Source organism: Agrobacterium sp. 6Ca8 (assembly GCF_055382765.1).
Genome location: NZ_AP026435.1, coordinates 16,500 through 40,356 on the forward strand (window position 1 = coordinate 16,500; position 23,857 = coordinate 40,356).

Annotated in this window: 22 protein-coding genes and 3 pseudogenes; 13 read left to right on the plus strand and 12 right to left on the minus strand. The window is 55.7% G+C overall.

Annotation, left to right across the window (positions count from 1 at the left end; translation table 11 throughout):
• Positions 1 to 568: 568 nt before the first annotated feature.
• The 6 genes and pseudogenes from ACZ5A6_RS23610 to ACZ5A6_RS23635 all read left to right on the plus strand — a co-directional run bounded on the left by ACZ5A6_RS23610 (position 569) and on the right by ACZ5A6_RS23635 (position 5,036).
• Positions 569 to 1,276 (plus strand): DUF6088 family protein, encoded by a 708-nt coding sequence (locus ACZ5A6_RS23610; RefSeq protein ID WP_464111536.1) that lies wholly within the window; start codon positions 569 to 571, stop codon positions 1,274 to 1,276.
• Complete coding sequence (locus tag ACZ5A6_RS23615) at positions 1,257 to 2,348, plus strand: nucleotidyl transferase AbiEii/AbiGii toxin family protein (RefSeq protein WP_112403065.1); 1,092 nt, start codon at positions 1,257 to 1,259, stop codon at positions 2,346 to 2,348. Before ACZ5A6_RS23610 ends, ACZ5A6_RS23615 begins: the two co-directional genes overlap by 20 nt.
• 125 nt (positions 2,349 to 2,473) lie before the next feature.
• Entirely contained in the window at positions 2,474 to 2,677 is a 204-nt protein-coding gene (locus ACZ5A6_RS23620) for a cold-shock protein (protein ID WP_065658963.1), read from the plus strand.
• 398 nt (positions 2,678 to 3,075) lie between these two features.
• Positions 3,076 to 4,132: pseudogene (locus tag ACZ5A6_RS23625) on the plus strand (Fic family protein).
• Between the two features lie 173 nt (positions 4,133 to 4,305).
• Positions 4,306 to 4,605, plus strand: coding sequence for a hypothetical protein (locus ACZ5A6_RS23630; RefSeq protein ID WP_035200721.1), 300 nt, complete (start codon positions 4,306 to 4,308; stop codon positions 4,603 to 4,605).
• A complete protein-coding gene (locus tag ACZ5A6_RS23635) occupies positions 4,605 to 5,036 on the plus strand; it encodes a type II toxin-antitoxin system VapC family toxin (RefSeq protein WP_065688988.1) in 432 nt (143 codons plus the stop codon). Before ACZ5A6_RS23630 ends, ACZ5A6_RS23635 begins: the two co-directional genes overlap by 1 nt.
• Before the next feature lie 304 nt (positions 5,037 to 5,340).
• Here ACZ5A6_RS23635 and ACZ5A6_RS23640 read toward each other — a convergent pair whose 3' ends face one another.
• The 6 genes from ACZ5A6_RS23640 to ACZ5A6_RS23665 form a co-directional block, all read right to left on the minus strand.
• On the minus strand, positions 5,341 to 5,733 hold the full coding sequence (locus ACZ5A6_RS23640; protein ID WP_162714261.1) for a hypothetical protein: 393 nt from the start codon (positions 5,731 to 5,733) through the stop codon (positions 5,341 to 5,343).
• Between the two features lie 50 nt (positions 5,734 to 5,783).
• Positions 5,784 to 6,890 carry a Fic family protein gene (locus ACZ5A6_RS23645; protein ID WP_112403066.1) on the minus strand — a complete coding sequence of 369 codons (1,107 nt, stop codon included), beginning with the start codon at positions 6,888 to 6,890 and terminating at the stop codon, positions 5,784 to 5,786.
• Between the two features lie 592 nt (positions 6,891 to 7,482).
• Positions 7,483 to 7,623, minus strand: coding sequence for a hypothetical protein (locus ACZ5A6_RS23650; RefSeq protein ID WP_003518781.1), 141 nt, complete (start codon positions 7,621 to 7,623; stop codon positions 7,483 to 7,485).
• 370 nt (positions 7,624 to 7,993) lie between these two features.
• Entirely contained in the window at positions 7,994 to 8,764 is a 771-nt protein-coding gene (gene hpaI / locus ACZ5A6_RS23655) for a 4-hydroxy-2-oxoheptanedioate aldolase (RefSeq protein ID WP_065704155.1), read from the minus strand.
• Between the two features lie 7 nt (positions 8,765 to 8,771).
• The gene (gene hpaH / locus ACZ5A6_RS23660; RefSeq protein ID WP_065658968.1) at positions 8,772 to 9,554 is read right to left on the minus strand and encodes a 2-oxo-hept-4-ene-1,7-dioate hydratase; all 783 of its coding nucleotides are present in this window, start codon (positions 9,552 to 9,554) and stop codon (positions 8,772 to 8,774) included.
• 19 nt (positions 9,555 to 9,573) lie between these two features.
• Positions 9,574 to 10,467: an intradiol ring-cleavage dioxygenase gene (locus ACZ5A6_RS23665; RefSeq protein ID WP_112403067.1), complete on the minus strand. Its 894-nt coding sequence runs from the start codon at positions 10,465 to 10,467 to the stop codon at positions 9,574 to 9,576.
• Positions 10,468 to 10,715: 248 nt separating this feature from the next.
• Here ACZ5A6_RS23665 and ACZ5A6_RS23670 point away from each other — a divergent pair, with 248 nt between their 5' ends.
• From ACZ5A6_RS23670 to ACZ5A6_RS23685, 4 genes are all read left to right on the plus strand, one after another.
• Positions 10,716 to 11,450 (plus strand): GntR family transcriptional regulator, encoded by a 735-nt coding sequence (locus ACZ5A6_RS23670; protein ID WP_112403068.1) that lies wholly within the window; start codon positions 10,716 to 10,718, stop codon positions 11,448 to 11,450.
• Positions 11,447 to 12,265 (plus strand): sugar phosphate isomerase/epimerase family protein, encoded by an 819-nt coding sequence (locus ACZ5A6_RS23675; protein WP_112403069.1) that lies wholly within the window; start codon positions 11,447 to 11,449, stop codon positions 12,263 to 12,265. Before ACZ5A6_RS23670 ends, ACZ5A6_RS23675 begins: the two co-directional genes overlap by 4 nt.
• 574 nt (positions 12,266 to 12,839) lie before the next feature.
• Complete coding sequence (locus ACZ5A6_RS23680) at positions 12,840 to 12,995, plus strand: hypothetical protein (protein ID WP_464111537.1); 156 nt, start codon at positions 12,840 to 12,842, stop codon at positions 12,993 to 12,995.
• Between the two features lie 410 nt (positions 12,996 to 13,405).
• The gene (locus tag ACZ5A6_RS23685; RefSeq protein WP_464111538.1) at positions 13,406 to 13,666 is read left to right on the plus strand and encodes a hypothetical protein; all 261 of its coding nucleotides are present in this window, start codon (positions 13,406 to 13,408) and stop codon (positions 13,664 to 13,666) included.
• Positions 13,667 to 14,540: 874 nt separating this feature from the next.
• Here ACZ5A6_RS23685 and ACZ5A6_RS23690 read toward each other — a convergent pair.
• The 3 genes and pseudogenes from ACZ5A6_RS23690 to ACZ5A6_RS23700 all read right to left on the minus strand — a co-directional run bounded on the left by ACZ5A6_RS23690 (position 14,541) and on the right by ACZ5A6_RS23700 (position 16,478).
• A pseudogene (locus ACZ5A6_RS23690) lies at positions 14,541 to 14,943 on the minus strand (PIN domain-containing protein).
• A pseudogene (locus ACZ5A6_RS23695) lies at positions 14,940 to 15,184 on the minus strand (type II toxin-antitoxin system prevent-host-death family antitoxin). Before ACZ5A6_RS23695 ends, ACZ5A6_RS23690 begins: the two co-directional pseudogenes overlap by 4 nt.
• A gap of 145 nt (positions 15,185 to 15,329) precedes the next feature.
• On the minus strand, positions 15,330 to 16,478 hold the full coding sequence (locus ACZ5A6_RS23700; RefSeq protein WP_162714133.1) for a site-specific integrase: 1,149 nt from the start codon (positions 16,476 to 16,478) through the stop codon (positions 15,330 to 15,332).
• Between the two features lie 190 nt (positions 16,479 to 16,668).
• Between ACZ5A6_RS23700 and ACZ5A6_RS23705 the strand changes: the two genes are divergently transcribed.
• The 3 genes from ACZ5A6_RS23705 to ACZ5A6_RS23715 all read left to right on the plus strand — a co-directional run bounded on the left by ACZ5A6_RS23705 (position 16,669) and on the right by ACZ5A6_RS23715 (position 19,398).
• Positions 16,669 to 17,808: an RHE_PE00001 family protein gene (locus tag ACZ5A6_RS23705; protein WP_112402600.1), complete on the plus strand. Its 1,140-nt coding sequence runs from the start codon at positions 16,669 to 16,671 to the stop codon at positions 17,806 to 17,808.
• A gap of 178 nt (positions 17,809 to 17,986) precedes the next feature.
• Positions 17,987 to 18,904: a DUF6615 family protein gene (locus ACZ5A6_RS23710; protein WP_112402601.1), complete on the plus strand. Its 918-nt coding sequence runs from the start codon at positions 17,987 to 17,989 to the stop codon at positions 18,902 to 18,904.
• Positions 18,905 to 18,927: 23 nt separating this feature from the next.
• The gene (locus tag ACZ5A6_RS23715) at positions 18,928 to 19,398 is read left to right on the plus strand and encodes a GIY-YIG nuclease family protein (protein ID WP_112402602.1); all 471 of its coding nucleotides are present in this window, start codon (positions 18,928 to 18,930) and stop codon (positions 19,396 to 19,398) included.
• Positions 19,399 to 19,437: 39 nt separating this feature from the next.
• Here the strand turns inward: ACZ5A6_RS23715 and ACZ5A6_RS23720 are convergent, their stop codons facing one another.
• The 3 genes from ACZ5A6_RS23720 to ACZ5A6_RS23730 form a co-directional block, all read right to left on the minus strand.
• Positions 19,438 to 20,406, minus strand: coding sequence for a hypothetical protein (locus ACZ5A6_RS23720; RefSeq protein ID WP_464111539.1), 969 nt, complete (start codon positions 20,404 to 20,406; stop codon positions 19,438 to 19,440).
• Between the two features lie 53 nt (positions 20,407 to 20,459).
• Entirely contained in the window at positions 20,460 to 22,697 is a 2,238-nt protein-coding gene (locus ACZ5A6_RS23725; RefSeq protein ID WP_464111540.1) for a KAP family P-loop NTPase fold protein, read from the minus strand.
• A 63-nt stretch (positions 22,698 to 22,760) separates the two neighbouring features.
• Positions 22,761 to 23,813, minus strand: a complete 1,053-nt coding sequence (locus ACZ5A6_RS23730) for a hypothetical protein (protein WP_112402604.1) — start codon at positions 23,811 to 23,813, stop codon at positions 22,761 to 22,763.
• Positions 23,814 to 23,857 lie beyond the last annotated feature (44 nt).

Genomic DNA, 23,857 nt, shown 5'->3' on the forward strand with positions numbered 1-23,857 from the left:
AAAAGAACTCATTTCAAATAAATTCGGTCGTCGCTAAATACGCGAGGCTCCCTCAAAGCGAGTGCCATTGAATTATATCGAACGAGAATGCGCACCAACCAGAAATAAAGTGCGACCGGCGCGCCAATCAAGAGAAGTCGATTCACTGCAGCCATCGTAACCTGAGCTGCATTCGGTGAGGCACCCAGCTCGCTGCTAATTTCGCTGTTCACCGACTTCAGGAACAGTAGAATTTCGGGGAAGTACGAAAATCCGAGTATAGGCACAACTATCAAGAAGAAGGGGATCAGCAATAGGGATACACCAAACCCAATGCTGTTAATCACAACGCGTCGTGACCAATGTTGACGGCTCTGCGATTGCCCGGCCCTCTCCTGCGCTGCCTTCTTGAATGCAGCAAATTTTCGTCATTAAGACTGAGCGAACGGTTCGTCGGCTCTCCCACTACGCCGACTTTTGTACTTAGGCTACTGACCAATATTTCGATATAAAAATTGGTCAGTAAAACAGCGCTGGTTGCTAGTGACCAAAGTTTGTATATAATCTTCGGTCAGAAAGTAGGACAACCATGCCGGATCCCACATCAAACACTCTTAAGCGCATTCACGATCGCATAGCTGCCGCGTCCCCCGGAGGCGTATGGTCGCGTGACGACTTCCTCGATATCGGAACGCCCAATGCGGTCGAAAAAGCGCTGCAGAGGCTCACTACCCGCGGAGATATCCGGCGCCCATATCGAGGCTTCTACGACAAGCCAGGCATCAGCCAGCTGACTGGGAAAATGGTATTCCCACCCCGGGCCGCGTTTGTCGACGCGATTGCGCGGCGTGACAAGTTGCGGGTCCTGGTTGACGGCATGACAGCCGCTAACGACCTTGGCTTGACGACAGCTGTCCCCGCCCGTTCGACGATCTATGCGGATACCTACCCCCGCACGATAGAGATCGAAGCCAACTCCGGCGATCCGAACGCAACGAAGCCGGTAATCTACCGGCTCGATTTCAAGAGAATAGCGGCAAAAACGGCCTTTTGGGCGGGGCGACCTGCGATGCGAATCGTCCAGGCCCTGACCTGGTTTCGAGATGAACGATCTAATTTCGAAACCATCATCGACGGCGTGGTCCGTCATCTCGCGCAAAGCTCGCAAAAGCGATTAATCGTCGAGGATCTGCGCGTTAACATTCGCGCACTCCCTGCCTGGATGTATCCCGTAGTGGATACGATAACGCGCGACACTCGCGTCACAGAGGAAGAAAATGCGTCAGGGCTTCATTAATGTGCTTCGCAGTAGCGCCGATGAGCGCCGGGCGTTGTTTGAAACAGTGGCTTCCGAGCTGCAGACGCGCGCTGAGAATATCGAAAAGGATCTCTACGTCTGCTGGGTCCTCGACTTCCTGTTTAATGGGCGCACCGGCGACCCGATCGGCCTCTACTTCAAGGGTGGAACCAGCCTCAGCAAAGCCTACGGCCTGATCAATCGCTTCTCCGAGGATATCGATATCGGCATTTACAAAACCGATCTCAAAGTACCGACTGAGAGTGAAATCGCCGCTCTCTCCTCGGTGACCAAGCAGCAAAAGGCGCTGGCGGAAGAAGTCGACGAGGCCGCGCGTCAGTATATCTCCGGCCCCCTCAAGGAAAGTCTCGGCCAAGAGATTGCTGCGTTCGAGGCCGAGATCGGACAAGCCGGGCATCTCTCTCTCAAATTCGGTTACGATGCCTACCGGAAGAAAGATGCCCTCGACGTTCTCGTGGTCGGATACAAAAGCGTTTTCGATACAAGCGCGGGCTATGTTGAGCCATCAGTTCGTATTGAAGGCGGAGCGCGTCCAGACCCACTCCCGGCAGAGGCGCGGACGATTCTGGCCTATGTCGCCACGGAGATGGGAGAAAGCGATTTCACCGTTCCCTACGTCACGACCGTCAGGCCGGAGAGGACGTTTTGGGAAAAGGTTCTCATTCTGCACGCGATGACGGAAACGACCGAAAAGCGCAGCGCAGAAGTAGACCCGGAGAGAAGGATCCCGGACCTCAATCGATATTCACGCCACTATTACGACGTCCACCAGATTTGGACACACCAGGACTACGGACTGGCAACGGCTTCGATGCGTGAACTCGCTGAGGCGTGCCGACAGCATAAGGAACTGATGTTCCGATCTCCCGACCACCGATATGATCGGGCCGTGCCAGGAACATATCGCCTCGTACCGACACCAGACATGCGCAAGAAACTCGCCGTCGACTACGAAAGGATGTCGGCGATGATCTTTGCAACGCCGCCTAGCTTCGAAGCGATGATGAAAAGTATTGAAGAGCTCGAGGCAGCGGTCAACACGACCAAATAACCCATCTCCTCTAAAAATAAGCCTCGATGCCGCTATTGCCCTGTTGGCGGTTGTTGATCAAGCAATCGCGCTATAAAAAGCCTATTGCATAGTCAAATGGCTGCGGGAATTGGAGAGGAACTGTCATGCCCACCGGTACTGTTAAATTTTTCAACGATGACAAGGGATTTGGTTTCATCACGCCGGAGAATGGCGGAACGGACGTGTTCGTTCACGTGTCCGCTTTGCAGCAAGGCGGCTCGCTCAGAGAAGGCGATAAAGTCAGCTTCGAAGTCGGCCAGGACCGCAAGACCGGAAAATCGAAGGCTGAGAACGTCAGCGTGCTATGACCTGCGGGCCACGAGACCAGCCTGACCGATAGATTCGGGCAGGCTGGTCTTGTGGGCGCTCTACGGGGCTTACTGAAAATTCCATCTCTTCATCTTCAACGTATCAATGTGCATATCGGGCACGAACATAACCAATGATCCTGTGATCAGGCCGCGCGCATGAAACTGCTCTCCCCTCCTCCCTGCAGACGTAAGAGGTGTATAGGCGAGTCGATGAGACCCTTGATTGTGTTGGTTGCTCGTCTCGCCTTAAAAAGGCTGGATTCGCTCGAGTGAAAACTGGCCAATCACCTAGCTCACCATCACCTCATAGACCTGACAAACTCTCTTGTAGAAATTGGATGGAAATGGATGGAAATGGATGGATAAATAGAGCATGACAGCGCCTCAGGTATCGGATGAGAATGGATGGGCAAATGGAATTTCTAAACACGGCGACCGTCCGGATCACGCCCGAAATCCTGTCGCTGATCGCCGAAATCGATGAATTCAAAGGTGCTTGGCGTGCGATCGGTCGGATCGCGCCTGAGCGGCTATCCAGCCTCCGGCGAGTTGCCACAATCGAAAGCGTCGGCTCCTCCACACGTATCGAAGGGGCACGCCTCACCGACCGGGAGGTGGAAAAGCTACTGGCAAACATTCGCCTGGGGTCGTTTACGACACGCGACGAGCAAGAGGTTGCCGGCTATGCGGAGGTGATGGAAACCATCTTCAATGCTTACGAAGCTATTTCGTTCACCGAGAATCATATCCGTCAGCTCCACCGCGACCTTCTTGCGCATTCGACAAAGGACGAGCGGCATCGCGGCGCCTACAAAACCCTCTCCAACAACGTGGAAGCGTTTAACGGGCAGGGCGAGAGCCTCGGCATCGCCGTTCGATACGCCGCGTCGAATGGAAGAGCTGATCGCCTGGCTGGATGAGAAAGGGCGAGAAAAGCGGCTCCATCCACTTTTGGTCGTTGCGATCTTCGTTGTCGTTTTCCTCGAAATCCATCCATTCCAGGAAGGCAATGGCCGCCTATCGCGTATTCTGACCACCTTGTTGCTACTGCGAGCCGGCTACGCTTACGTCCCCTACAGCTCGCTCGAAAGCATCATCGAGCAAAGCAAGGAGAGCTATTACATCTCGCTTCGGCGCACGCAGGGAACGATCCGCAACACCGACCCCGACTGGAATCCCTGGATCGAGTTCTTCCTGAGAGCCCTGCATCGGCAGAAGACCCGGCTAGAGAAGAAAATGGAGCGCGAGCGTATCATCCTCGCCGACATGCCGGAGTTATCCGTCACATTGCTCGAGTTGGCGCGCGAGCACGGGCGGATTACGGTCGCGGAGGCTGCACGGTTCACCGATGCAAGCCGTCACACCATCAAGGATCATCTCAAGGCACTCGTGGATCAAGGGCACCTCGTCCTGCACGGTGCTGGCCGCGGCGCCTGGTACGGTCTTTCCTGATGAATCTGATGTCAGCCCCATTTGAATGGGTTTTATGCTCTTGAGGTGATACGAACTGACGACCCCAATATTCTAATCAAACTAGCTCTCTAGCTGCGCCAATATCATTCCTCCTGACGACTTGTCGAAACCTCGATATCCAGCTATATTACTGGAAATATCTGGAGGATCAGATGGCTAGCTCTCAGACACGCGCAATTCAGAATTATAGAAGCCGCCTGGGCGACCGCGGTCTCGCTCGTTTTGAGGTGCTCGGGCGCGATAGTGATCGCAGCCTGATTAGATCACTTGCGCGCCGATTGGCCGAAGATGGCCCGGAAGCAGCCAATCTACGAGCCTTTGTAAGCGAAACTCTCGCTGGAGAGCCGCCGAAAAAGGGAGGGATTCTCGCGGCACTTCGCCGATCACCCTTGGTTGGAGCAGATCTCGACACACCCCGTTCACGCGAAGAAGGTCGCGAGATCGATTTGTAATGCGCTATTTGCTCGACACCAACATTCTCAGCAATATCACGAAACCAGAGCCTTCAGCGTCATTGTTGACATGGATGGCTGAACAATTTGACGATGATTTGTTCATCGCGTCGCTCACTATCGCCGAGATACACCGAGGGATACTCGAGAAGCCGGCGGGTAAAAAGCGAACCGATCTCGAAACTTGGTTTGGAGGCAAGGAGGGGCCGCTGTCACTCTTCGCAGGTCGCATCCTTTCGTTTGACGAGAAGGCAGCCCTCGTTTGGGGAGAGCTGATGGCACAAGGAAGGGCAACCGGCCGCCCGCGTAGTGCGCTGGACATGATTGTGGCTGCCATCGCCCAATCCAATAGCTGCGTTGTTGTCACCGATAATGAACGAGATTTTCACGGGATCGAAATCATCAATCCTGTCCGAGGGAACGCAATCTAAAACAATTGCTAGATTTAGCTCTTGAAAGGATAGGAACCAAGGACGCCTTTGTTTTTATTTTCTCATCGCCACAAAATTTCTAGGCACGGGAACGAAACATCAAATGTAACTCGCGTTATCGGTCAATATGAGTGTGCGGTAGCGATGCGGAGATTACGCTTGTTATTCTCTGCATCTGAGCCCGATTATGAGCCATGACCGATATCTGGCAGTCGCCCCTGACCATTTCTAAGACGGCACCTCAGGCTGCGTTACCTGCAACCAGATCGATCACGACAGCGTGGTTGGCTGGCTTTCGAACGACCTATTCATAACCGAATTGCGAAGGAGAGCGATTCTGGTGTAGCCATTCGAGCGAAGGCGCCTCGTTCGTGACCACTATGAGCGGTTCGCGTTGATGAGCCTTTGCGACATCTACGATCATCGCCAGGACCTCCTGGTCCCGATTCCCATGTTTGCCGTTCGCCGAGAGCAGATAGATGTCAGCAGGGAGGCGTTCGAAGTAGTTTTTTGCGACGTTTCTATCGCTGCCGTGGTGCTGGACCTTTAGAAGGCGAAGGTGGTGGGCGGCACCTGTAGCGACAGCACCGCTCTGTTCGAGGCCGTTGAGAATATGATCGCCCCGCGCATCTCCGGTGAGAAGGATATCACCGGCCGACGTCCTTCCGAAAAACCTGATGTGAGCGGAATCGAACAATAGGTTACCTAGATAATGACGTTGGTGGAGTTCACTGGACTAGCGGCAATTTATTTCTGCAATGACAGCGAGTACCGGGTATGCCTACGTTCACCCGTACGCGTCAGTGCGCCAATCTCCACGAGCTGCTGAAGGTCGCGTGTTGCTGTAGCGCGGGAGGTGTCTGTGATCGAAATGTAGTTTTCGGCACTTAGCCCCCCCTTGAAGCCTGCCGTGCCTTCCTTGAAGATGCGCGCGACTACTTTTTCCTGCCGATCGTTTAGCTGGCCCCGAAAACGATCATAGAACTTTGCTTTCTGAATGAAGAAGTCTATGCGATCAAGCGTCGCCCGTTGAGCATCCAGGATAGTTTCTGAAAAGAAAATGACCCAGTCGGTGATATCGAGCGTGCGCTGATGCCGCTCAAGCTCTGAGTAATAGTCCTTCCGGTGTTTCTCGATTGTGAAGGCGAGTGAAATGAGGCTTGGCTGCCCTATGTTTTGCGCCAGGGATTTCTCGGCGAGCGCGCGTCCAATTCGGCCGTTGCCATCCTCAAACGGATGTATGCTTTCAAAGTAAAGATGGCCTACTCCGGCACGCGTCAAAGCTTGAAGCGAGCATTGGCCATCTGGCCCTGATTGATTGAACCATGTGATGAAGGTCTCCATCTCAGCGGCAACCCGGCGCGACGGGGGAGCCTCGAAGTGGATGGTGGGCTTGTCCAATCGACCTGACACGATCTGCATGGCGTCTTCATGCGTGCGGTAAGCCCCAACCGTTTCAATATATTGGTTTCCCGCCATCAGCATTGAATGCCAGTGGAACAGTCCCTCATGACGCAGCGGCCCATGCCAACTTCGATAGACATCTGCCATCATCTCGGCGATCCCCCGCTCTTGGGGGCGGATCTTTCTATCATCAGTGTTTAGCCCGAACTGTCGGCGGAGTGACGACTGGACACTCACGCGGTCCAGAAATTCCCCCTCAATCTCTGAGGTCTTGACCGCTTCGTCGCTCAGCAACTCAATGCGAAGTTGGTTGCTGTCGTCCTCGTTGAAATGCCGGACAGCACCGATAACCTCTCCGGCTGACTGCAGGAATTTCTGCTCCAGCGGTACCAGGCTTGCGGTGTCGCACCTGAAGTTTGGCCAATCAGTGTTTTGCCAGTTCCATTCCATGAGTTATAGAATCTCTCTCTATAACTCATAATTATTGCCATAAATGAGCTATTGCAAGCCCGTCTATCGCTCAGCACCACAATCTGCAGCTCTCCATTCAAGAGGCAGCGATCAACAGCTAACCACTTGCCCTAAACATATTTTGTTAACGGGCGCTCAAGCGAAGAGCTGCAAAAACGATCCGTTCGTCGGCCATGATGGAAGCTGACGGATTATGCGATTCAATAAGTGCGAAGATGGCGTCTCGATCTTATCGCGCAAACGCTGAGCAAGTAAGCTCCACGACTCGCGTGCCACTGCTTTAAGCCGCGCTTACCCGCTACGTTTCTCAAACTGTGCCTCGACTTTACCGTCAGAGATGCCCGGTCGAGAGAAATTAGTTCGGCCCCACCTTGTTACGGGCGGGGCTGGTCAAATAAATGCATGGATAAGGGCTTGCGGATAATCTGTTGGGCCAGGTGCGTGAGGCGAGGTCTATGCTCGATCTCCTGCTACGCAAATCGCCTCCTACGTTTCGTCGAGGCGGGTTTGAAGAAGGTCCATTCTGCTTCCAAACCAATGTGGATTGAAGCAAGTTGACACCTGTCGGCGCTCAGTTTCCTTTGGCCTCGTTATCTTTCTTGGCCTGATCGTGATGCCACTTGATGGCGTAGTACATGCCAATGCCCAGTACGATAATTTTGAACGGCAAGAAAACTATTGGGAAAAAGTCCACCCATTCCAGGTCAGCCATTTCGAGTACTTCCAGTCTGTTGCTTGGAATTGTCTATGCTTTTGCATAGGACACACCCGAAATGCTCCTTTAACAACTCAATTACAAGATCGACAGGCATGGTCTTTTTGACGCAGCCTCGCCTCCTTTGTGCCGGCTGCTAACGTGATACAGGGCTCCTTAATCAGGAGCGACACGCCGCCGCGCGCAGGTGCATGCTGGCTATCAGGCCGGATGGAAAGACTGTTGACACCGATACGGTCGGACCGGTCTCGGCCTCGAATGCGATTTGGCACGCGTTTGGATCGGATGGCCGCATCGCTCTCACATGCCAATCGGTTCACGCCCATAGGCGCAAGTTCGGTGCCGACGTGCCCGGAAGCTCGCATGTCTACAACTGTTTCGAGAACCTGGCCGCCAGTGCTTCTGATCCGCGCGCCAGCAATGCGACATCGACACCGACGGCAGTGAACAGCGTTCCCAATTCCATGCAACGTGCCGCGAATTTCTCGTCAGGCGTGAGTATTCCTGCCGGCTTTCCGAGCCGTTTGAGTAATGCGATCGTATTTTCAATCGCCTCGACCACTTCCGGGTGGCCTGGTTGTCCCGGATAGCCGAAACTGGCTGCGAGATCCGCCGGGCCGATAAATATCCCGTCCACCCCTTCGACCGATGCCATGGCCTCGATATGAGTAATAGCTTCCCGCGTTTCGACTTGAACGAGAACGCAAATCTCCCCCTCCGCCTGCTGGGCATAATTCTTTACCCTGCCGAAACGTGTGGCACGCGTAAGGGCCGAAACGCCTCGAATTCCTTTCGGTGGATAGCGGGTTGCTTCCACCGCGGCTTTCGCTTCGTCTGCATTTTGAACAAAGGGGATTAGAAGAGATTGTACACCAATATCCAGGAATCGCTTGATCAGCACTGGATCGTTGACAGCTGGGCGCACCACCGGGGCGACATCGTAAGCGGCGATCGCCTGCAATTGTGGCAGCACGGTCAGCACGTCGCTGGGGGAATGTTCGGTATCAAACAACAGCCAATCGAACCCGGCTGGCGCCACGATTTCGGCAGCGTAGCTCCCTGGAAGCCCGCACCAAAGTCCTATCTGGCTTTGCCCGGCCTGCAGTTTTGCTTTAAATTTATTGACTGGAAGATCCATCTCAACCTCACGTGAAAGAGACGCCGATTGAGCCAACTGGCCCATAATCAGCCTGAATGACATCGCCCTTCATGATGTCGACCGGTCTCGTAAATGAGCCCGCAAGGACGATCTGACCTTTTTTCAAGCCGCCGCCGACGGCATGAAGTTTGTTGACCAGCCATGCAACGCCGGCGGCCGGATGACCCATGATCGCGGCTGAAACCCCGGACTCTTCGATAATGCCGTTTTTCGACAGAGTTGCTCCGACCCAGCGTATGTCGATATCAAACGGGCGGATCACCCGCCCACCCACGACGATTGCTCCGAAGGCTGCATTGTCGGCGATTGTGTCGGTAATCGCACGCGGAACTTCGGTTCTGTAATCGATGATCTCGAGCGCAGGCAGAATGAACTCCGTCGCGCGCATGACGTCATAGATACGGGTGCCCGCACCTTCCAGGTCTTCACCCATTACGAACGCCAACTCGACTTCCAGGCGCGGCTTGATGAACAAATCCGCATTAATCTGCGCGCCATCATTGTAGAGCGCATCATCCAGGATCACCCCATAATCCGGCTCGGTCATCTTGGATGCCATTTGCATGGCGCGAGACGTCAGACCTATTTTGTGACCGACAATCCGCGCGCCGCGCGACACACGCAACTCGGCCCAAAGCGCCTGAATGCGATACGCATCCTCAATTTCGAGCTCGGGATAAGTTTTGCTGGGTTGGACAATGGGAGTGCGCGTGGTTTCGGCCTCCAGGATGGCCCTGGCTGCTGACAGGCGTTGTTCCTCGGTAATCATTATCCGGCTCCAAATAACGTTATTTGATTGGCGGGCGCGGCAAAAGAGCCTCGCCTGCTTCCATGACATAAGTGTAGTCGAGCGAGAACCACGGCGCCTGAATGTCTCGGTTGATTGGATGCGGTTCGTCGTGGCGAATGAAATCGCCGGTGAGTGCCGCAGTCACGCCAAACTGAACGTCGGATTCGATATTCGGATCGCTCGGATCGAAAACCTGCGAAATCAGCGTCTTGTAGCCTCGCTTGAAGATCAGCGCGTGCAAATGTGCTGGTCGATAAGGATGACGGCCCTGAGCCTTGAGCATGCGTCCGACGACTCCATCGACAGGGATGGGATAACCAACCATCTTGACTGTCTGGAACCAGAAACGTCCCTCCCCGTCCGTCGTGAATTTGCCGCGCAAGTTCATCTCCGCCTGATCCGGATCCTGGTTCTCATAAAGACCGACAGGGGATGCGTGCCAGACGTCGACTTCGGCACCTGATATCGGATTGCCTTCGCGATCGATTACACGAGCATGGACGAAAAGCGGGGTACCAGGCGTGTAGGACCGGATGATCGTGCCGCCGTTTTCAACTCTTGGAGAATTCAGGCGCCAAAATGGTCCAAGAAGCGACTGTGAAGTCTCTGTTTGCCCCTTGTCACCGTTATTGAGCAGGCAGACAAGGGACGAAACGCCAAGTGAGCCGGACATGAGGACAAATTCATTATGACTGTCGGTTTGCATTTGGCCGATCTCGTTGAGAATAGCAGTCGCTTCCCGGAATTCCACCTCGGTCAGCCGCACTTCGCGAACGAAAGCATGGAGATGTTTCACCAGAGCCATCAGGATGTCCCGCATCCTTGGATCAGAGGTCTGGCCCATGGCCGCAATCACGGCGGGCGTTAAGTTCCTTTCAGATTTGATCACCATCGTTACCTCCCAACGCTCGAGTGATACGTAAATAATCGATTATCTGTCAAGCGCTCATCAACGCCTCCAGCGTCAGGATTTTGTGAAATTTCAAGACTGCGAGATAAATAGCCGATATAGAAGCTATTTTCTCTCGAAATGCTGAATTGTCCTGTCAAACTATCATGGACAACTCCAAATTCGTTGACAATAATAATCGTTTATAATATCGCCCATCAACCAAGCGCGACATTCGCGTGGGAGGTTTTATGAAGCGACAGAGTGCCTCACCCGACGCACCCAGCGAGCAAGCTGGAAATGGTGACTTTGCCGATGACGGCAAGAATACGATTGGAAGCCAACTGGCATTCCGGCTGCGCGAAGCAATTATTTCGGGAGGGCTGGAGGCTGGCAGCAAGATCAATCTCGACAAGGCGCGACAGTCATTCAATGTGAGCCTCAGCCCCTTGCGCGAAGGGCTTGCGCGCTTGATTTCCGACGGGCTGGTAGAGTTTGAAGACAATCGCGGCTACCGGGTCGCGCCAGTATCACTGGCAAATCTGGAAGAGATCACGAGTCTTCGCGAGGAGTTGGAGGTTTTCGCGTTGAAAGAGTCGATTAGGCTCGGTGACGCGGAGTGGGAAAGCAATGTCATGCGCGCGCTTCACAAGCTCAACCGTGCCGACCGCGATGCGAACAAGCCGGAAACTCTCGAATATTGGGAGATGGCGCATCGCGACTTCCATCTAACCCTTATTTCGGGCTGCGGAAAGCCGCTTCTCCTGCAGTTCTGCAGGACTCTACTCAATCTAAATGATCGATATCGCAGAAAATTCCTGACCCAGACCTCAGGCGATCGAAATGTCAGCCAGGAGCATAGTGAAATCGCTCAGGGCGCTGTGGCGAGAGACAGCGACTACGCGACTGACAAGCTTCGTCAGCACATCCATCGCACCGGCGCTAACCTGCTTGATCATTTGGCTCGTACCGGAATTGTGCGATGACCGATGCGGTGAAAGAGCCGCCCGTCGGCATCGCCCATTTCTCTGCGATCCAGCTGCCGCCCCAGCAGTTCGTCAGGCACGCTGCCGTCGCAGGTTTCAATTCCGTAGGACTTCGGCTGCATCCCGCTTTCCCTGGGGCACCCTATTACGAGCTGCCGCAGGGCAGCAGGGATGCAATGGAGTTTCGAACTTTACTCGACAGCGAAGGCATCAACGTTTTTGATATCGAGTTTTTCATTATCGGCCCTGATTTTAACGCTGCCCTCGTCGAACACATCGTTGCCGCCGCCGCCGATATTGGAGCCAAGCGCCTGTCTGCATGCGGCGACGATGGCGACTTGCAACGGCTAATCGGCAATTTGACGGAGTTCTGCCAGCTTGCTGCACGATATGGGCTGGCTGTCGACGTTGAGAATATGGGTTGGCGCACTATCACCACCTATAGCAAGGCTGCTGCGCTGGTCATGGCGTCCGGCCAAGACAATGCAGGTGTCTTGGTCGACGCCATTCACTTTTTTCGAAATGGCGGAAACGTTGACGAGATCAAAACTGATATCGTACGGCATGTGCAGCTCTGTGACGTAGTGGGGCCGGCACCCAAGCGTCCAGAAAACATGATGACCGAGGCCCGGGCAGGACGGTTGGCGCCAGGTGATGGCATATTGGGGTTGAGCCAATTGCTAAACAAAGTTGCTGGCCATGCCACGATATCGGTAGAGGTTCCATTAGTTGGCGACATCGATCCGCTGGTTCATCTGACAACGCTCAATATGAAGTCCCGGAAAATTCTTCAGCGGGTAGCCGAACAGTTTTAAAGAAGCCTTTGTCGGGCTCCCCCTGCCCCGCTCAGGGGCGCCGTTAAGGGGGCTGTGCGGCACGAAAGTTTCTGTAGCGAGCCACAGGGCCCTGTGGCTCGCCGTACGATTGCCACGACAGATCACCAGTATTTGTTTTGGTTCAGGGTTTGGGCAATCGAACTAAGCGGCCATTGGGTTTGAAACTAAACGAACAACGGAACCAGGTTTGTGGCCTGAAGAATATGGTTGTCGCAGCCTGTTCGCCCCCTCGCCGTACTCATGTCGAGTTTGCCTCGGCGGTCAGATTTCATAGTTTCCGCCCCCACGCGCGCTGTTGGTGGCCTTGGGTCGAGGGATCGAGCAGCAGAAGTTATCCTCACACTGAAGTGCACATTCTGTTACAGCATAGTCCAATCCGTCTGTTGCAGCAGCTTACGGGCTCGGATGTAAATGCATTAGGAATGCCGGTTTTCCACGTCCCTACCCTGCTCAAGTGGATATTGTCGCTTGGTGTAGGTCGTCGGGGTTGCGGTGACGGTTTTGCATGAGATGAACCTGCCCCCTGCCCCCTGCCCCGGCGTCGGTATGACTGTTGACCTTTGAAGTTGAAGCAGGACTGCAAACCTTGTCAGCTGACAAGGTTTTCGATAGCGAGCGTCGTAAACCGCTGACGCTGGTAGCTTGGCGAACGTTAGCGGTCGCGACAACTGATGATCTGGTATCTGGGCTTCCTCAAGAGATGAGCTGATCCGTAAGTTAGAGCCGCGTCTTCAAAACCTTGTCAGCTGACAAGGTTTTCCGATTGGGCCTGGGACGTCAACTGTCGCAAAACCATCGATGATGCGCTCACGCCTTCGCTGCTTTTACCGTACGGATCAATTCTGCCCGTTCACAGATATCAGCGGACAAAAAGTCGCCTCTCGTCGGGTGAGTCCTGCTGGCTGCGGCTTCGAGCCGGCTTTGCGGTCCAGGGCGCATGAAAGCCTTTGTCGCCCGTCCCGGCCCCAGGGAGCGAGCCTAGCATGGTATTAAACCAGTTTTGACCCGGGCAAAATTGTCAAAGGCCGGGCACCGGGGTCTAGCCGAGGAAAACGTCCAACGAAGTCTAGCCTTTTCCGGAGCCGTCTACACCGCGTTGATTGGCTCCTGGCGCTTCTCTTGAAAAGGCTGCATTTTTGTCAGGTTGATGCAGCCTTTGCCGCCATGAAAGCGACTTGCGTGCGCTCAATAATCAGCTTTGGCGCCAACTACACGACGGCGCAAAAGAACGGTCAAAAAACAGACTTGTTTAGCGAAGGTATCGATCGGATTGCCGATCGGCTGAAAATGGACGCCGCCCTTCGACGATCTGTGTCGTTTGAAAGACTTATCGGCCAGCCAAGGCAGCTCATCAGAATATCCCAAGCACATGGCAAGTGAGGAATTTGACTACCAGAACCACCAGAACGATCGAATCCTCGCTGCGCCCGTCACGTACTCTCGAAATATTCCCCTTGGTAGCGGTGCATCTGCAGCGGAAATACCTACTAAAATTGGAATGGGGAGAACTTCAGAAAGCCTGCTTATCTGGAGGGACAGCAGAGAGATTTCTGCCTGTCGGCAGAGGAGGGCGGTCACGAGGGTAGAGACCGTTTGTAGGATCCCGCTCCTGATTTTTTCCAGGCGGCGAATTTTCCTGAAGATAGCAGGTTCTTTTCGCTGTTCTTAGATGGAATTGGGTAGAAGCGGTCCCAGATCTGATCGAAACTCGAAATGAGCAGCGCAAAGCCGGCCTTCCGTTGCGCTTTCGTCCACGAAGAAAATATCCCCTTGGGTCGTTCATCTCAAATACTGCAGGCTGTGCTGGACTAAGGTGCTGTCAGAGACCGACGATATACCTGCCTGCCTACCAAATCCTCGCGCAATGCATCATCGGTGACGGCCTCCAACGCATAAGTGATAGCTTAGCTCTATCGTCGAGAAACGCGAGAAATCGCCTCAACAGCCTATGCTGCACCCAAAGGACAGGCCAGAGGATCCGAACGTCATATCGGACGCCGATTTCTTCGAAATGTTTAGGCGGCTGAATAATTTGACGCTGCCGCTCATATGTTCGGCGCACATCGTGGCCCAACCCAAGGAACGAGGCGTCCTTGTCTTTCACAATCGGCGAGTCCTCAATCACGTGATGGATGACTTCATGCAGCCAGATAAAGGGCGTGCAGTGAGCAATAAGAAGATTACGGCGTGATTCCTGAGAATTTTGTAGGAGAGCATTCAGTCCAGCCCTTTCAATCAAAAAGCAACGGCCAGATCAGTCCACCCACTGATCACTGATTTTTATTCCGAAGCCTTCTAAATCCTTGATGTTGCGCGTCGCAAGGGTCAATGGGTGAGTGACGGCTGTAGCAACCATCGAGCCGAGCCGGCGACCATTTCGCTTGGCAAGCGCCATCAGATAGGCCCAGGCGACGGCGGCATGACCTGCCACCGGAATAATCCTGTTTTCTTAAGCGTGGAGGCAGATTATGCGTGAGCCGTTCGTCCAAGGCGCCACCGCTATCCATCAGCGCGACACCGCGGCGAATTTCAGCAATAGAGACGATGCTGATTAAGGTTCGATCCACGTCCAGCCCGTCAAGGCACTTCAGACACCCTTCATCAGGGCGAGGCTTTGTAACTTCCGACAGAACATTCGTATCGAGTAGAAGTCTCACAAGGACAGGTAACGGGGCTCGTCGTGTTGTCTCTCACTATCCAATTCGGCGCCGCATAGCGGCGATGCCGACAGAAATTCCGCAAACGATCCCCTGCGAGTAATTTTCTTCAGCCACTCTTCTGCAGAAACAACAACCACGCTCGGTTTCCATTGCGGGTAATCGTCTGAGGCGCCAACTGGACGCACTCTCTTTGATCGTCTCTGGTGAAGCCTGCCTTGCTTCTGCACGTATCGATCATCGGCTTAGGCAGAGGAGGCCATGCCAGCCTGTGGAGAACGTCAGAGAAGCGGGATTTCCGACCTCGCCTAGGTCGTCAGGGAGACCGATTGACTGTGCAACCAGTTCCCACAAGCCGGGGCGTCTGATGCTACGCATGAGCGCCATTACAGAATGCGTGCCGCACGCCCGCTTCGCCTTGTAGCGTTGTTATAGTAGCTGGAAGCCTGCTGCATCGACCGATGTCTGGACTGCTCCATCGCCTCGAGAAGGGGAATTCCGCGATTTGCGGCCTCCGTTAAATATCCCGATCGTAGCCCGTGCGCTGAAAATTCCCCACTGTCCAACCCTGCCATCTGTGCCCGCTGCTTGAGGATCGCATTGACCGACTGCGGATCGAGCGCACGCCGCGAGACGGTGCCCCATCGCCCAATTCCCCGAAACACGCTGCCCTTTTCGATCTTTGCGGCCGCCAGCCAGGCGTTCAGCGCCTCGACAGGTCGGCCTGTGAGATAGACGACATCGTCCTGCTCGCCGGTCGTCGTTTTGGTTCGACCAAGATGGATGGCAAGTGAGGGGAGGGGAGGACCGTCGTTCACCTCGATCGGTGGCTCGACTGTCAGCTGCTCGACGCGTAGCCTGGCGATTTCGCTGCGTCGACGGCCGCCGGAAGCAAAGGCGACCATCAGGATTGCCTTGTCGCGTAGATCGCGCAGGCTGTCTGACTCGCACGTCGCCAGCAGCTTTGCCAGAACGTCGCCAGTGACGGCCTTTGCGCTCTTGCGCGCACGGGTTCGCGGAACGGCGCGCACGGCCAGACGAATGGCTGACTTAAGAGCAGGGGAGGCGAAGGCACCCGAAAGGCCGCGCCACTTACTCAATGTCGACCAGCTGGCCAGCCGGCGCCGCACCGTGTCAGGCGCGTGCGGGCCAACGGACTTCAGGAAACCCTGACACCTTAGATTTTTGTCGACATCATCGGGCATGCCGTGGTTGGGGTCACTTGCGCGCTTTTCCGGATCCCACAGATGATGGGCTACGAATTTGAGCAGCAACGCCTCGGGCGCCGGCCAGGGCAGGGACTGTCCGGTGGCAGCGAGACCCCAGGCCTCCAGGTAGGCAAGATCAGACGTCAGGGCCCTTAGCGTATTGTCGCCCATGCCCTGATTAACGAGATGCCGCAGCGTCTCGATGTCATCATCGGTCAACAGCTCGGCAAGCTCGTCGCGGCGTTCGAGCGGCAAAACGGACGCGATGGTATCGAGCTCTTCGGCGCGCCACTCGACGGACGTGTGTGATGTCTTCGTTTTAGGCACGATAGGCTCCAGAATCGCGGGTTTCGGCGGCCGCTGGCACCGTGATTTGCCCCGATTTTCCTCGATTTGCGCCGCGAAATCAACTATCATCGATAAGAGATACTTATCGATGGTAGACAATCGCACCCAAAACCGTACCATGTGAGGAACTCTAATATCTAACTAGAGTTCCTCTAGTAAATCATTTACCATGATTTCAATGGCTTACGATTTTTCCGAAATCAGCATGATCGCCCTGATGCGACCGGCTTTCGACGCCGGTGTCGCACTCACCCGTCTCGACGAACGCATCGCTCGCTCGCCGGTCGGCGCCGGCTTTCTCGAGCGGCAAAATTTCGCCGACGCCTGTGCCTCGCTTTGGATCGATGGCGAACTCGTCCATCTCGAGGACCTCGTCCTCCACGACGCTTTTCGCGATACCCGCACACCGACCCACGAACTCACCATCGCCCGCGACGTGTTGCGCACCCGCCGGCGGATTTCTGGCCAGTCGTCGGATTGGGCGTTGTCGGCAGAGGGTATCCGAACCTTGCGACAAACATCGGACATCACGTCGGCGGGTGCGGGCGAGGTGGAGACGGCCGGGGTCATTCGACGCGCGGCTGCCCTCGATCCGGAAGGGGAGGGGGACGCGGCTGACGACACGGAGAATCTGCCCGGCGTCGACTATGCCGCCATCGATGCGGTGCTCGCCCGATCGGAGGCTGCGATCGAGAGTGCCAAGCGGCCCGGCCGTGGCAGCGTTCAAGAAAAAGATCCGATGATCTATGATCTCGACTGGGACGAAGATGCTCGGCTCGACGAATGGCGCGGCGTATTGCGCCAAGCTGCAGACCTGCCGGCGTTGCTGCAAGCGATCGTGGCACTCGATGCCTGGAACGAACTGTCGGTGCTGCAGCACGCGCCCTGGCTCGGCCGACTGTTTGCCGCGTCGATCCTGCGGCAAGCCGGCATCACCACGGGGGGCCACCTCGCAGCGATCAACCTTGGCCTCAAAACCATCCCCGTCGATCGGCGCCGGCATCGCGACCGGGAAACCCGGCTGCTCGCCATCGGTCACGGTCTTTTGGCAGCCGCCGAGATCGGCATGAAAGAGCATGACCGGCTGGCGTTGGCGAAAACGATGTTCGAGCGAAAACTGGAGGGACGGCGGACGTCTTCAAAACTGCCGGAACTGGTCGAGCTCGTCATGGCAAAACCATTGGTGTCGGCCGGGATGGTGGCGAAGACGCTCGAGGTGACGCCGCAGGCGGCGCGGCGGATCGTGGCGGAGCTGGGACTTAGGGAGATGACCGGGAGGGGGCGGTTTCGGGCGTGGGCCGTGATTTGATATGACTTCGTTCGCGTTCGAAGAGGCAGCCTGCGTCATTTGATCAGAGCTGCTTTTGTTGCTGAAATAGAGAGAAAGCTCGCAATCATGCGCGGCTATTCGGATCATTCTTCCGATCTGACGTTAGCGCATGCTATTCCATCAGTCATAGTCTCAAGATCTATTTTCGGGTCACTCAATGCTTTGCAATCTCGCCCATAACTTTCCCCCTAAGGTCGCTGAGATTCTGGAGCGTGATCGCGGGCTGAAGCGCAATTTTCGCGAGGAAAGCGTCACCGACATGCTGATGTTCAGCCTCGTCGGCCTGCGACCCTTCGGCATAACTGTCGATTTTCCAGACGAGCCGACAACTGGCGGCGATATGGAATGGGTATTTGCGGCGCCGCGCGACATCAACGGCGGCCTGTATCTGCGGATCGTTTTGCAGGCCAAGCGCGCTCAGTTCTCGAAGACCAAACGTGAATACTGGTTCTATCAGCATCTCGATCACGAAAAGGGCAAGCAGGCCAGCACGTTGGTGAGCCATGCAGCCAGTTCACCCGGCGGCATGTCGAGCCTGCCGCTCTACATCTTCTATCATCCGGCTTCGGCGCTTTCGCCGAAGACCGCGACATTGCCTGCGGTGGAAGGCGTCAATCTCGTGTTCGCACACCAGGTGGCGCCCGTTGTCGCGGGTGGTTGTGGTGTCAACCGCAAGAAAGTCGAGGCCTGGCGCGGCTCATTCATGCCACTTTCCGACATCCTGTGCTGGCGGCTCATGCCGAGCCCGGCGCCGACGGGGCCTGCGGGATCCATTGGGTTTCAGATCGCCGGCGGTCCGGCGCGGCCGCTGTCGGTCACGCCGGGCTTTCATCCCGATGCCGTGGCCGCGCGTCTGGCGCGAAGGCTTGAGACCGCGGGCGGAAAATTTCCACTCCCAGCCGATTTTCACCGGCGCATCTCGGCAGCCGAGGGGATTCCCGCCGATCTGCAGCGGGCGATCGAGGGCAATATGACACCTGCTGACCGAAAGGAGCTCACCCGTCCTCGTGTCATCTTCACGACACAGATGTCGCGTGAGCATCCTCTTTATGACCGCACGGTGCACGGCGGCTAGAAGAGCCGGAAAGAAGGTATCGTATGCACGAACGGTTTCGCGCTTTCACGGAAGACCTACATCCCAAGTTCGAGGCGCTCATGGCGCAAGAGCCGGTCGTCACCGGGATACTGCCCGCCGATTTCGCCGGCTCCGGGATCTACATGTTCTCCGAGGGCGGAAAAAGCCTGTATGTTGGTCGTACCCGCGACGTCCGTAGGCGCTATGGCCAGCATACCCGCCGGTCCAGCGGCCACAATAGCGCTCCGTTTGCCTTCAAGCTTGCCCGCCACGCCACCGGTCGCGTGAAGGCCGATTATAAGCCGGGAGAAAACTCCCGCGCCGGCCTTCTTCTCGATCCAGGTTTCGCGACGGCGTTCTCCGATGCGCTTGAGCGCATTCGACAGATGGAGTTTCGGTTCGTCGCCGAGCCCGATCCAACCCGGCAATGCCTCCTCGAGGTCTATGTGTCGGTCGTTTGCGGCTCGCCATATAACGACTTCAATACGACCTGATCGGGTGATGACCAATCGAACGTCCGACTGGGTGTGCCGTCACGACGTCCGGGCAATCAGTTCTCGTCCGAGTTTCTCGATGATGTCGACAAAGTCGAGTACGGCAGCCGGCTTTATGATGAGCCTCTGCCCCGGTGTGTAGGTGCTGTCGCCACTGCGTGAAACATAGTCGGCATCCACCATACCCTGCTGATGGGCCAGCAAGTGTCTTTGCTGGAAATATCGTACCGCACTGCTCATCTCGGTGGCACTGAGCAGCTGATCGTATCGTACACCGATCGCGTTTCCCCAGAGTTCGGAACCAGCGTCGAGATTTTGGAAGGCGTTGCGGCGGGCCTTCTGCCAACTCGGTCTCTCATATAGTTGCTCACACAGGCGCTGGAACGACATGACCGTGTCCTGCATACCCTTTTCGAGCAGGCTGCGGGCGAGCGTTTCGGCCTGATCCGCATCGAGTGCTCCCCGAAGCGTATCGCCGACCTGTGCTGCAGCGCGGATCGTCGTCAATGTCTGGTCGAACGTATGGCTAGCTGAATTCTCGCCGCAGCTCGGGCAGAAGAACGCCGCACCAACATAGGAATAGCGGCACTGACATTTCTCACATTTGGTCTTCAGCCGCATGGGGGCAGCTGCCGACACGGGCAACAGCGCGACCTCATGCCCGCCCTTCATTTTGAGCGTGATACTGAAAAACGAATTCCGTGCCTGGTGCCGATTGGAGGCCGCCGCATCGGCGCGCATCGCGCGATTGATGCCAGCTTTGGCTGAATTCAGGGCATATTGGCGCGCACCCGCCAACTGCTCGGTCGTATACCAGCTGTTTGATGGCGCACAGTGCCGGCACGACGGACAGAACACTTCCTCGTCCCGAACGATATCTTTCCAGTCCTGCCCATAGATCTTGAACTGGAAAAGGCAATTGTTGTCCGGGCATTCCTTGTCGAAATAACCTTCGGCATCGCCCTCCAACGGAACCGATATCGACTGACGGGCGGCAAGCCGCCGCATTTCCTTCTCTAGGTTCTTGAACATTGGCTCGCGCCCCTTGTCTTGTTGAACTGTCAATTAAAGTGGTCAGTCGCACCAATGGATATGGCCTCATCGATCTCGTCGAGCTTCGCCTTCAATGCTGGGAGCGGGGCGCTCTGCCTGAGCTCCGCTAGCCTCTGCAGCACCGCTTCCCGATCCATGAAAAGTTCAATTGTCGAGCTTCGAAGAGGCCGGTAGACTCGGTCCGAAACCGTCATTCCCCGCAATTCGAGCAGAAGCGTCACAAGATTGCTGTCGTCAGCTATGAAATCAGCCACCCAGGCTCGAGGCTCGTCGATCCCCGCCATGTCGCGCCAGCCGTAAAGAATATCGGCGAGGTCTGGAAGGTCCTGAAGTGAGGTGTCAGCGGCGGCCGCAGCCAGTCGCTCCTGCAGGATCTGCCGGCATGTGTTGAGCTCATCCGCCGTCAGATGACGGTCTTCGACGCGCTTCGCCCGATCACCGACGACACCGTGGTCGAATAATTCCTGTCTGAAGAGACTGGCCACGAGCCAACTCAAGGATGGGCTTTGTGCGAAAATCGTTTGAAGAAGTTCGTTTCTTGCCTGAGGATCTTTCGCGCGGAGGATATCCAGAACATCGCCCGCCAAGGTTTCGGCTTTATCGGCGAGCGTGCGCGAGCGGAAGCGGATCTGACTTTTCTCTTTGACCGCAATGTCCATGACGGCGGTGACAGCCGTTGCCAGGCCGGTAAGTTGGGCAACGGACAGCGTACGAAGTTCGGAAAGTGAAAAGCGATCGATAATATGCTCTAGCCAGCTTTGGCCCAAAGGGCGCGGGGCGCGAATATATTCGATGAGCTTTGCCGTAAGCTCCGGGATGTCGGAACCAGCCAGTGATTTCAACTCATTGATTTTGTCATCGGGCAACACGGTTCTTGGCCCTGTCAGTGCGAAGTAGAAGCGATAGTGGACAGGGCTGCCAAGTCTTTTGACGGCGAGATAGTTCGCGATCTGGCTGCTGTGCTCTGTCTGAAACACCCGTTCCTGCGGGTTGTCATCGTCTTGCAGCCCGGGAATAAACTCCGCGACGCACCAGATTGATCGCGTCGAACTCGTCGACGCCGATGGAAGCAATGCCTTGAGCGATGTTCCCATATCCACCCGGTCATCTTCGCTTACGTGCGCATCACCGGAAAAAATCACTGACCGGATGGAGAGATAGTTCTCCAGCCAGCGGTAAAGCGGTGGATTCAAAATCTTGAGCAAGCTGATGCGGCAGAGATCCGGAAAATACAGATCGTCGGCCATGCTCCGGTAGGCGAATTTGATGGCGTTGAGAACAAGCTTGACCTCTCGCGGGGTTTTGAGGCTGGCGCCTTCCCGATCGATCGCGTGACCGATCTCGTTTTGCTCGGCCACGCCGGGATCTTTCCCATTGATTTCGCGATAGACGGCAAGCGCCTTGCTTCGAAGCGAGAGCCGCAGATCGAAGGGCTCAGGTAGCGGAATGCTAAAGGTGAGCTGCACCACCTTTTGCAGGAACAGGTCGCCGTCCTTCACATGCAGGCCACGTTCCAATGCGTGGGAAAGCACGGACCTGTCGTAACACATGACATAGGCCACTTTCGGGAAATCGGCCACTGACCGGACCATGCGAATGACCTCGACCGCCTGTTGCGGCTCCAAGCGATCAAGGTCGTCGATAAGGACCAGAAACCGGACATCGAGCGAGGCAAGCTTGTCGGATATGAGCTTCTTCACCTCCGCATCGGTTGGTGTTCGACCCAGCTTGTCCAGATAGTCGGCTCCCACCCCCAACCCGGTCCCGACAATGGCAGCAGCTGGATAGATCAGGCCCGCAAGATTTGCGACCGGCGCAAGCGCACGTCCCGTGCGGGCACCGTATTTCCGAAAGACATCCGTGTAGCTCGCAGCTTCCTTTTTCTTGCGGGACCAGAAGCCGGGAGGATTGGCTTTTTCCTCTTCCTTGTCGAGAATGTCCGCTATCGCATCAGTCAACGTCTCGACCAGGCTGATATTGTCACCGGTGAGCCACGGCGCGAGCGTGATGACGTGCAGCCGATCGACCTTCTGTGCTGCGAGTTGCGTCTTAAGGAAATTCAGGAGGCTTGTCTTTCCCGACCCCCAGGGACCCTCGATACCAATGACCATCCCGTCACTTTTGGCTGCATCAACCAGCGACGGTGCAAGCTTTACGGCAATCTCATTGAAGCCGTATTCGTCGGCCGAGATATCGTCGAGCGCTCGATCGGTCTCTGATGTCAGTAAGCTCTCGTCTTTCGCCATAAATCTAAGCTCTTCAAAGTATCGCTACAATTGCCCGAATATTTCGCGCCGGGTTCAGTCGGCCTATGTGACACTGCTCCCTTGCGCAACGACCTCGTCATGCGCAGTAACCGGCGCCTCATGCCACCAGTGGCTGGGCTTCTTGGTCGCCTCGACAAGTCGCAACAGGGCGGGATTGGCTGGATCGCGCAAGAACAAACGATAGTCGGGTGCCAACGGCGGCGGGAACTGAATCTGGCCGTTCAACGAAAAGACGATGTCGGAGCAGGCCTCCAAAGTCCCAGCTACCAACCGCGCAAGCCACGGTACTAGAGTTACGATATTTTCGTTGTAATAGTGCTCTTCATTCCAGGAAAAATCCCGGAAGTATGGAGCTTTTGGGTCAACGCAGAAGCCGCGGTTGGTCGCATAGACAGAATCCGGCGTTTTCCCGGAATGAACGATCTGGTCCCGGGCTCCGCGAACTGATTTGAAAAACGGCGCATGTTTAGCATACATCTCTGCCATACTGGCGGGGACGCTATATCTGTAGGCGATGTCTTCGGCCGTTCTGATGTTCTCCTTGTCCAAAACCGTTTTCGAGAACGTCAGCTGCATCGGCCGCTGTTTACGGCTTTTCTCCATGACAGGATCGAGGAGCTGCACGCGCCTATTCCAGAAATGCGCCAACGCTTCTTGGAGCAAGTCGAAGATCGAGCGCGTGACCACAAGCATGTGCTCGATTTCCGAGTTGACGAATGTGGCGAGGAGGTCCGTGCCAATAATGTCCCGTGCCTGATGAAAATGTTCGAGCTTGGCCGCGCTGGTCGCCAGGAGGTGTATGTCTTGTGACAGGCCGCTGACGACGTGTGCTACATCGGGCCAGCTCATGTGTTGCCACATAAACTCCAAGAATGGAACGTGAATATCCTCGTCGCGCTCGACTGTTTTGGCAAGATAGTTGGACCGCACCACGCCGAGTGGAGACATCATAAGAAGCCTGCCGCCATCGACAGGCATCCACGTCTTCCATTTCTTTCCGTCCCAAAGCGGCACGAGGAAAACAGTTCGTCCGAGAAGTTGTGAGCTGTCTATGTGCGACAGGTCAGCAAGGCTGCAAAAACGTTCGTCCGTCATTCAAGTTCCAAGATTTTGCCCGCCGAATGTATTCTGTGCCCGCT

What these genes read in the sequence shown, in the direction of transcription:
- hpaH (WP_065658968.1), bottom strand. Translation starts at nt 9,554, where the DNA reads ATGATTACCGAGGAACAACGCCTGTCAGCAGCCAGGGCCATCCTGGAG.
- ACZ5A6_RS23675 (WP_112403069.1), top strand. Translation starts at nt 11,447, where the DNA reads ATGACCGATGCGGTGAAAGAGCCGCCCGTCGGCATCGCCCATTTCTCT.
- ACZ5A6_RS23715 (WP_112402602.1), top strand. Translation starts at nt 18,928, where the DNA reads ATGCACGAACGGTTTCGCGCTTTCACGGAAGACCTACATCCCAAGTTC.
- ACZ5A6_RS23645 (WP_112403066.1), bottom strand. Translation starts at nt 6,890, where the DNA reads ATGGAATGGAACTGGCAAAACACTGATTGGCCAAACTTCAGGTGCGAC.
- ACZ5A6_RS23710 (WP_112402601.1), top strand. Translation starts at nt 17,987, where the DNA reads ATGCTTTGCAATCTCGCCCATAACTTTCCCCCTAAGGTCGCTGAGATT.
- ACZ5A6_RS23610 (WP_464111536.1), top strand. Translation starts at nt 569, where the DNA reads ATGCCGGATCCCACATCAAACACTCTTAAGCGCATTCACGATCGCATA.
- ACZ5A6_RS23665 (WP_112403067.1), bottom strand. Translation starts at nt 10,467, where the DNA reads ATGGTGATCAAATCTGAAAGGAACTTAACGCCCGCCGTGATTGCGGCC.
- ACZ5A6_RS23620 (WP_065658963.1), top strand. Translation starts at nt 2,474, where the DNA reads ATGCCCACCGGTACTGTTAAATTTTTCAACGATGACAAGGGATTTGGT.
- ACZ5A6_RS23650 (WP_003518781.1), bottom strand. Translation starts at nt 7,623, where the DNA reads ATGGCTGACCTGGAATGGGTGGACTTTTTCCCAATAGTTTTCTTGCCG.
- ACZ5A6_RS23630 (WP_035200721.1), top strand. Translation starts at nt 4,306, where the DNA reads ATGGCTAGCTCTCAGACACGCGCAATTCAGAATTATAGAAGCCGCCTG.
- ACZ5A6_RS23725 (WP_464111540.1), bottom strand. Translation starts at nt 22,697, where the DNA reads ATGGCGAAAGACGAGAGCTTACTGACATCAGAGACCGATCGAGCGCTC.
- ACZ5A6_RS23705 (WP_112402600.1), top strand. Translation starts at nt 16,669, where the DNA reads ATGATTTCAATGGCTTACGATTTTTCCGAAATCAGCATGATCGCCCTG.
- ACZ5A6_RS23670 (WP_112403068.1), top strand. Translation starts at nt 10,716, where the DNA reads ATGAAGCGACAGAGTGCCTCACCCGACGCACCCAGCGAGCAAGCTGGA.
- hpaI (WP_065704155.1), bottom strand. Translation starts at nt 8,764, where the DNA reads ATGGATCTTCCAGTCAATAAATTTAAAGCAAAACTGCAGGCCGGGCAA.
- ACZ5A6_RS23615 (WP_112403065.1), top strand. Translation starts at nt 1,257, where the DNA reads ATGCGTCAGGGCTTCATTAATGTGCTTCGCAGTAGCGCCGATGAGCGC.
- ACZ5A6_RS23720 (WP_464111539.1), bottom strand. Translation starts at nt 20,406, where the DNA reads ATGCGGCGGCTTGCCGCCCGTCAGTCGATATCGGTTCCGTTGGAGGGC.
- ACZ5A6_RS23635 (WP_065688988.1), top strand. Translation starts at nt 4,605, where the DNA reads ATGCGCTATTTGCTCGACACCAACATTCTCAGCAATATCACGAAACCA.
- ACZ5A6_RS23730 (WP_112402604.1), bottom strand. Translation starts at nt 23,813, where the DNA reads ATGACGGACGAACGTTTTTGCAGCCTTGCTGACCTGTCGCACATAGAC.